The following is a 7,715-nucleotide window of genomic DNA, read 5'->3' on the forward strand; positions in this document are numbered from 1 at the left end:
CGACGGGATGCGGGTACTGGACCTCATCCCGGAGTCTGAGGACCTTCTTCCAGAGACGTACTTCGACTACGCGCTCATCGAGCGGGAGAACGAGCTCACCCGTGAACCGGAGTACGTTGGGTTCGACCTCGGCGGGGCGCTGATCGAGAGCGACCCGCAGGCGAACCTCGAACTCGAACCGCGCGACCGAGTCTACGTCTTTCATCGCGCGAGCTTCCGCGACGTCCCAAGGGTGAGCGTGCGCGGCGAGGTCCGTTCGCCGGGGGCCTACACGCACAGGAAGGACATGCGGGTGCTCGACCTCGTCCTGGCGGCCGGAGGTCTCACCAGGGACGCCTGGCTCCAGGAGGCGGAGCTCTTCAGGACGCACGTGCCCAGTATGGATGTCGAACGGATCGGTGTCGACCTCGGCGCCGTCCTCGACGGTGACTCCCTTGCAAACGTCGTGCTCGAGGACCTGGATGAGCTGGCCGTTCACTCGGTCTGGGAGTTCCGCGAAGAGGAGGAGGTGCAGATCCTGGGCGAGGTCAACAAGCCTGGACGATATCCGCTCTTCGAGGGGATGCGGGTCTCCGACCTCATCTTCGCGGGCGGCAACCTCACAGAGGCTTCCTATCGCGACCACGCCGAGCTGACGCGCTACGAGATCATCGACGGAGAGAGACGGAGGCTCCGTCATGTCGCGGTCGATCTCGCCGGCATTCTCGAGGGAGACCCGAACGCGGATCTGCTGCTTCAGTCGTACGACCGTCTTCTCATCAGGCGCATGTCGAACTGGCGGAGCGACGAGGTCGTGACGGTGACCGGCGAGGTCGCCTTCCCCGGACGGTATCCGATCGAGGAGGGCGAGCATCTCTCGTCGCTCATCGACAGGTTCGGGGGGTTCCTGCAGGACGCGCATCTTCCGGCCGCGGTCTTCAGGAGGACGGAGGTCAAGGACATTCAGAGAAAGCAACTCGACAGACTGGCCGACCAGCTGGAGGCCGACCTGTCGAGGCTGTCGGTCGCTCCCGCGCGGAGCAGTGCGTCCGACGCCTCGCGCCGGCAGGCTGCGCTGGAGGCCGGAGCCGAGCTGGCGGCGAAGCTGAGGAGCATCGAGGCGACCGGGCGGATGGTGATCGACCTCGACGACCCTGAGGACCTGGCCGGCAGCGACGAGGACATCGTCCTGGCCGACGGCGACCATCTGCACGTCCCAAAGAAGCCCGATTTCGTGATGGTCATCGGACAGGTCAACAACCCGACGGCCTTCCAGTACGCGGGAGGCAGGAGCATCAACCACTACATCCGCAAGGCGGGAGGGACGACGCGCTTCGCAGACCGCGGTCGGACATACGTTGTTCGCGCGGACGGATCGGTCGACACGAGGGCGCGTCGCACGCGGCCGGGCGATGTCATCGTGGTTCCCGAATCGCTCGACAGGTTCGGCGGCATGCAGTTCATGCTCGACATCAGTCAGGTGCTCTACCAGATCGGTCTCGCGGCCGCGAGCGCTCATACGGTCGGGTTGTTCGATTAGGATCGGCCACCGCTTGGGGACTGCGGGTCACGCGTTCTCTCCGAGCGGAGCGTGCGTGGAACCGACGCTGCCGGAGGAACGCGGCGCTGTCACTTGGAGCTTCTCTTGCTCGTCGGAAGAACACCCCCGCCGGTCGTATCCGCGGTCGTACCCTCGTACAACGGAGAGGCATATCTACGTGAGTGTCTGCGGAGCATTCGGAGTCAGACGCTTGATGGGCTCGAGATCATCGTTGTTGATGACGGGTCCAGCGATTCATCGCGGTCGATCATCCTCGATGAGGCCGCGGACGACGAGAGGATCAGGTTCGTCGAGCACGATAGGAACAGGGGCATTGCTGCGGCGCGGAACACGGGCATCAGCGAGAGCCGCGGTGAGTTCGTGGGCTTTCTCGACCAGGACGATGTCTGGCTTCCATCGAAGCTCGAGACCCAGGTCTCGACTCTTGAAGAAGCCGGGCGCGGAGTGGAGGCCGTCTTCTCTGACGTCCTGATGGTCGATGAGAGAGGAAGAACGCTGGGCCGGTGTCACCACGAGTACATTCCTCAAGACGTCAACCGCATGTCCAGGGAACAGCGACTCCGGGCCTGCTTTCTGCACAACTTCATCCCTGTGATCGGTCTCCTCGTGCGAAGGTCGTGCTTCGACCGCATCGGTCTTTTCGACGAGAGCATCAGGGGTGGCATGGACGACTTCGAGCTGTGCCTGAGACTCGTCGGTGGCGCTGACATCATGTATATCGACCGCCCGCTGGCGGCTCACAGAGTCCACGGTGGGAACTACTCGCAGAAGACTGACAGACTGCTCTCCGACCTTCCGGACGTGATCGGGAAGGCCGTCGAGGAGTTCCCTGCTCTGGGACCCCTGGTTCCGAGAAAGAGGGCACTCCTGCACTACAGGCTCGCCAGGTTCCACCGGGATTCCGGTCGGTTCCGTAAGGCGCGCGAAGAGCTGAGAGAGGCGCAGAGGATCGACCCCACATGGTCCGTGCCCGGGCTCCTCGCACCCCTCTACGCCATGGGGCGCGCAGGATCTGCGATCCTTGCAGTCCGCCGGGCACTCAGACGTCTCTTGGTGCGCCCATGAGGTTGGTTAGCGGCGCAGGGTGGAGTAGCGAGTGAGTACGACGGACGCACAGACCGCACCCGCGTGGGCGGGCAAGGTCGTCAAGGAGTCCGGAATCAGTCTTGGCGGGTCACTGGTCGGGACCGGGCTCAACTACCTTGTCCTGCTGGTCGTCACACGGATGCTGACACCGGAGGGCCTCGGGCTCTTCACGCTCGGGCAGTCGGTTCTGGCAATCGCCATGATCTTCGTTCTCCTCGGCACACCGCGCGGACTCGAGCGGTTCATACCGTACCTGACGGCGGCCGGACGGAAGGCCAGCGTGGGCCATCTGCTCCGCTCCGTCTTCACCCTGACGGCGACGACGGCGGCCGTGGTCATGGTCGTGCTCGCGCTCGCAGCCGGCTGGCTGGCGCGCGACATCTTCGAGGCGCCCGGCTTCGCCCCCGTACTGCGTCTGATGCTCCTCGCGATACCGATGCTCGGGTGGGTCGAGCTCGTCTCGGCTTCGTTCGTGGGTATCAAGGAGCTTCGCTACCGCGTTTACATCCAGCAGCTCGCCCTGCCTTCGCTCAAGACCGGCCTGGCCCTGGCGGCCCTTTCTCTCGGCTTCGGCGTGATGGGCTGGATATCTGCCTATGTGGGCAGTCTGTTCTTCGCCGCGCTGCTTGCGTTTGTGTTCTTTCGCGGCCGGCTGCTGCCTGAATTTCGTTCCCGCAGGACCGAGAAGGCGGACATCAGAGAGGTCATGTCCTTCTGCTGGCCCCTGTCCGTGAACAACTTCGTCGTGGTCTTCGCGGTGAACGTCGGTGTGCTGCTCCTGGGAGTCTATCGCTCGCCCGCCGAAGTCGGGGTCTACAGGATCATCATCTACATGACCTTGATACTCGTCCTCATTCAGACATCGTTCGCGCAGATCTACAAGCCGCTGTCGGCCGGGTTCGCGGCGACGGGCGACCGAATGAACAGCGACCTCCTGTACAGGAGAGTCGGGAAGTGGATGCTGATGGCCGGCGGACTCGCGTGGCTCATTGTGGCTCTTCTCGGGCGGGACATCGTGGGCGTTCTCTTTCCCGAGAGCTACCATGTAGGCCTCGAGGCACTGGCCGTGCTCGCCGCGGGAAGGCTCGCGGTAGCGGCCTGCGGGCCACAGGCTGCGGCTCTCGAGGCGTTCGGGAACACGAGACTCTCCATGGTGAACGCGATCCTGATGTTGGGGGTGAGCCTCGGTCTCGGCTACGTCCTGATCCCGAGAATGGGGATCCTCGGAGCGGCCCTCTCCACGTCGATCGCCGTTCTCACCACGGCCGTCGTCGGACTCGCTGAAATGGGGGCGCTGCACGGCCTGTGGCCTTTCAGCAGACAGTCCATGAGGATTCTGGGAGCCATCGTGCTCACCGCGGCTCCGTTCTGGTTCGCGGTCCGGAGGCTGCACCCGCTCGGACTCGGTCTCACGGCGCTCGCGCTGGTGCTGCTGGCTGGCAGCTATCTGATGATGCTCCGCGTGCTCGGCGCGCTCGACGAGACCGACCGCGCCATGTTCAAGGCTCTGAGAAGACGTGCGCTGTCCTTCGGACGTTGAACGCTCTTTCGCCTCACGTGCAGGGCGGACGGGGCTGAACTGCCGTCGCTCGGCCGCCCGGCAGATGGGATGCCATGATGAGACAGGAGAACGCTGAGGTTACAGTCTCTGATGTCCTTGGAGCGGTCCTGCATCAACGATGGAGGGTGTTTGCCGTCGTCGTGGTGTTTACTCTCGCAGCGATCGCCATCTCCTATCTTATGACGCCCGTCTACCGGGCGTCGACCCTCCTCGCTCCTTCGGCATCTGAGACCGACGGTATGATGACCGAGACCACTCGGCGCTACCTCGATCTGGCGGGACTCGGAGGAGCCGGCGCGATGACCCAGAGACGGCAGGAGCTCATAGCTCTTCTTGGCTCCCGGCAGTTCACCTACGAGTTCATCAGAGAGGAAGGCGTGCTCCCCGAACTCTATCCGGACGAATGGGACGAGGAGACGGGCGGCTGGCACGAGAGCGCCGGCAGTGATACCCCGTCGATGTGGAACGCGTACAGGTACTTCGACACGGCGGTCCGCACGATCTTCCTGAGCGAAGAAACGGGACTCATCACACTGTCGGTTGAGTGGACCGATCCCGGCACGGCATCGGAGTGGGCCAACTCATTCGTCGGTCGTGCGAACAGGTACCTGAGGGACCGCGCCGTGACCGAAGCAGAACGTAGCCTGGATTATCTCTCGAGAGAGCTTCAGCAGACGTCGGCCGGCGAGGTGCGGGACGCCCTGTACCGTCTGGTCGAGCTGGAGATGCAGAAGAAGATGCTGGCGAACGTCCGTGACGAGTACGGATTCGAGGTCCTCGATCCGGCCGTTCCCCCGGAGGACAGAGTCAGTCCGAACAGACGGCTCATCGCTCTTGTGGGACTCGTTCTCGGAGCCCTCGCCGGGGCCGCTCTCGCCCTCCATCATGAGGGAGTCCGAAGGCAGCGCTCGGCATTCGCAGGAACTGCGGGAGAACGGACGGAGAGGAGTTGAGTCCCCTGCTTCCCAGAGCAATCTCAGTTGACCGGCTCGTCGCTCTGGTGGCGGGGGTACTCGTCGTCATGGGGTCCGGATTGCTGGCCGTCGCTGACGTCCCGCTTGCGCGCTCACTGGCCGCTTTGCTCCTGATCACCTGGTCGATACTGCGTTCGCTCATGGAGAGGAGGCCGATCGGGCTTCCCCGCTTTGTGCTGCCGAGCGGGCTCCTTGTTGTTCTCATGATTATCGGGCTCGTCTCAACCGGCGCCCCGCTCTACGGCGCGTGGAAGATCGTTCTCATTCTGGTGCACTGGGTAATGGTGCCGGTCGCGTTCATCTTGCTCGCGAGGCGTCAGGCGGTGCTGGAGAGTTTCGTCGCCGGACTGGCAACAGGTGGGCTCATGTACGGCGCTCTCCTCTATGCGACGGAGGGGAGCCCGCTCGCACTTCTGACGGATGCGGACCGGTTCTTCCGTCTTTCGGCCGGAGCGCAGAATCCGATCTACCTGGGACGCGTCCTGGGGCTTTCGCTTCTCGCGATCTTCTGGGCCATGGGTACCCGGATCGGCGTGTGGCTTCGCTTCGCGCTTCTCGCGTGCGTGCCCCCGCTTCTGGGATATCTGGCGGCGACTGCCTCCAAGGGGCCGATACTGGGGTTCCTGGCGGCGGCAGCAGCCTTCGGTGCGGCCGGCGGGACCGTTCTGGGTCGTACGGTCGCAGGGGTGCTGGTCGTCGCGTTGGTCCTTGGTCTCATGCTCTCGTACGGGGCATTGCCGACCGGCTCGCTGGCGGAACTCAGGATCGTCAGCACAGCGGCTCTTTCCGTGAGACAGAGGGTGGAAGGATGGGCGAGTGCTGCGACAGGATATGCGCGAAGCGACTTCGCGGAGATGCTCTTCGGGAACGGAACGGGAGACTTCGCTCATTTCGAGAGAGGAATCGACATCAGACACTATCCCCACAACGTGTTCCTAGAAGTGTTGTACGAGAACGGCGCGATGGGTCTTGCCCTTCTCGTCTGGTTCCTTCTCTGGCCGCTGGTGCGGCTTGGGCGTCTTCCCGCGAGAGCATCGGTCGGAGTCCCGGTTCGTCGGCTGGTTCCCCTGGGGCTCGGGTTCTTCGTGTTCACGGTCGCCAATGCGCAGGTCACGGGTGATGTGAGCACGAACGAGCTTGTTCCGCTCTCCTGTGCCTTCGTTCTTGCGGTCACCTCGTTAGCCTCTCTCCACGAGAAGACAGAGGGGAAGGTGGTGCCTGCGGCCCATCTGGTGCAGGGTGGGGTCTCCATTGGAGGATGAGGAGGCGTGTTTGCCGTCTCTGCTGTACATCGCGCATCCCACAGTGCATCTGGACCACCTCGCGGCGCCCTGGGTCCACGTTCAGGGCACACTCTCGGGAATGAGAAGCCTCGGGTTGCGGGCTGAGCTTCTCGGTACACCGAAGCTCGTCGAGAGATTCCGTCATCCGGGACTCGGCTCCGCTCCGGCACGGGGGTTCGCAAGGGTCTGCCTCTTCTTCGACATCCTCAGGGCGTCGTTCGGTGGACATTGCGTATACATCCGGCACTACCACGACATCGCTCCCGTCTACCCTGTTCTCAGAATGCTCGGGCGCCGGTACGCGGTCGAGGTGAATGCGACCCTTCGAGAAGAGCCTCACGGTCTTCGGGGGCTTCCCACCTGGCTACTTCGTCTCTCGGAGTGGTTGGAGATTCGGGCTCTCGGGGCCGTTCCCGCCATAGTCACTGTTTCCGGCGTCCTCAGGAGCCGGCTCGTTCAGAGGGGGCTCCGTGGAGAGAACATCACCGTGTCGCACAATGGATATGATCCGGAACTGACCGAGAACAGGGAGGGAGCTGCTGTCGACGTCGAGAAGGGTGGGGGTATCGTTTTCATCGGGAACTTCAAACCCTGGCACAGGGTCGACCTTCTCATCGAGGCCTACTCCAAGGTGGACCGGAGCATCGCTTCCGATCTCGTCCTCGTAGGCGGCGGAGACACTCGCGCTCACGAGGAACTCGCTCAATCCCTGGGTGTCCGTTCGGCCGTCCGGTTCCTCGGGAGGAAGGATCGCGCCGAAGTTGCCCGGATCGCCGCCGCCGCCGCTGTCCTCGTGCTGCCCAACACAGAGGACTATGGGTCGCCGGTCAAGGTCTTCGAGTATCTCGGGTCAGGCAGCCCGACCGTCCTGCCCGACCTGCCCAATATCCGCGAGATCGTGACATCCGGAGAGCACGCGCTGCTGTTCACACCGAGTGATTCCGAACATCTCGCTGCTTCAATCGAGATCCTCTTGAGAGACCAGGAGCTCGCGTCCAGGATCGCGAAGTCGGGCAGGCGGCTTGCCTCGGCCTCCTTCTCGTGGCGTTCGAACGCTGAGAGGATCATCCAGTTCCTCCGGAGCGAAGCGTGTCTTCTTCCAGAGGTTTCCGATGACTAACCAACCACTCCACATCCTCCTCGCCGGACCCCTGCCGCCTCCGATCGGTGGGACGACGCTCCTCTTCGAGCGGCTCGTCAATGCCATGGAGGAGCGCGACGACGTCGAGACGACGGTCGTCGACACGAGCGGTGTCAGAGGGAAGGGCCCG

The 7,715-nt window shown here is 63.6% G+C and carries 7 protein-coding genes; all 7 read left to right on the forward strand.

The window, feature by feature from the left end:
- Positions 1–1,519, forward strand: a 1,519-nt coding sequence (locus GF405_10705; protein MBD3368621.1) for a hypothetical protein, incomplete at its 5' end; no start/stop codon positions are given.
- A 51-nt stretch (positions 1,520–1,570) separates the two neighbouring features.
- A complete protein-coding gene (locus GF405_10710; protein ID MBD3368622.1) occupies positions 1,571–2,605 on the forward strand; it encodes a glycosyltransferase in 1,035 nt (344 codons plus the stop codon).
- 31 nt (positions 2,606–2,636) lie between these two features.
- Positions 2,637–4,166: an oligosaccharide flippase family protein gene (locus GF405_10715; protein MBD3368623.1), complete on the forward strand. Its 1,530-nt coding sequence runs from the start codon at positions 2,637–2,639 to the stop codon at positions 4,164–4,166.
- A gap of 74 nt (positions 4,167–4,240) precedes the next feature.
- Positions 4,241–5,140: a hypothetical protein gene (locus tag GF405_10720; protein MBD3368624.1), complete on the forward strand. Its 900-nt coding sequence runs from the start codon at positions 4,241–4,243 to the stop codon at positions 5,138–5,140.
- Positions 5,137–6,423 carry a hypothetical protein gene (locus tag GF405_10725; protein MBD3368625.1) on the forward strand — a complete coding sequence of 429 codons (1,287 nt, stop codon included), beginning with the start codon at positions 5,137–5,139 and terminating at the stop codon, positions 6,421–6,423. Before GF405_10720 ends, GF405_10725 begins: the two co-directional genes overlap by 4 nt.
- A 10-nt stretch (positions 6,424–6,433) precedes the next feature.
- The gene (locus GF405_10730) at positions 6,434–7,564 is read left to right on the forward strand and encodes a glycosyltransferase (GenBank protein ID MBD3368626.1); all 1,131 of its coding nucleotides are present in this window, start codon (positions 6,434–6,436) and stop codon (positions 7,562–7,564) included.
- The coding region (locus tag GF405_10735) for a hypothetical protein (protein MBD3368627.1) at positions 7,557–7,715 on the forward strand (159 nt) is incomplete at its 3' end. The genes GF405_10730 and GF405_10735, both read left to right, overlap by 8 nt.

This window comes from Candidatus Effluviviaceae Genus V sp. (assembly GCA_014728125.1).
Lineage (GTDB): Bacteria > Joyebacterota > Joyebacteria > Joyebacterales > Joyebacteraceae > WJMD01.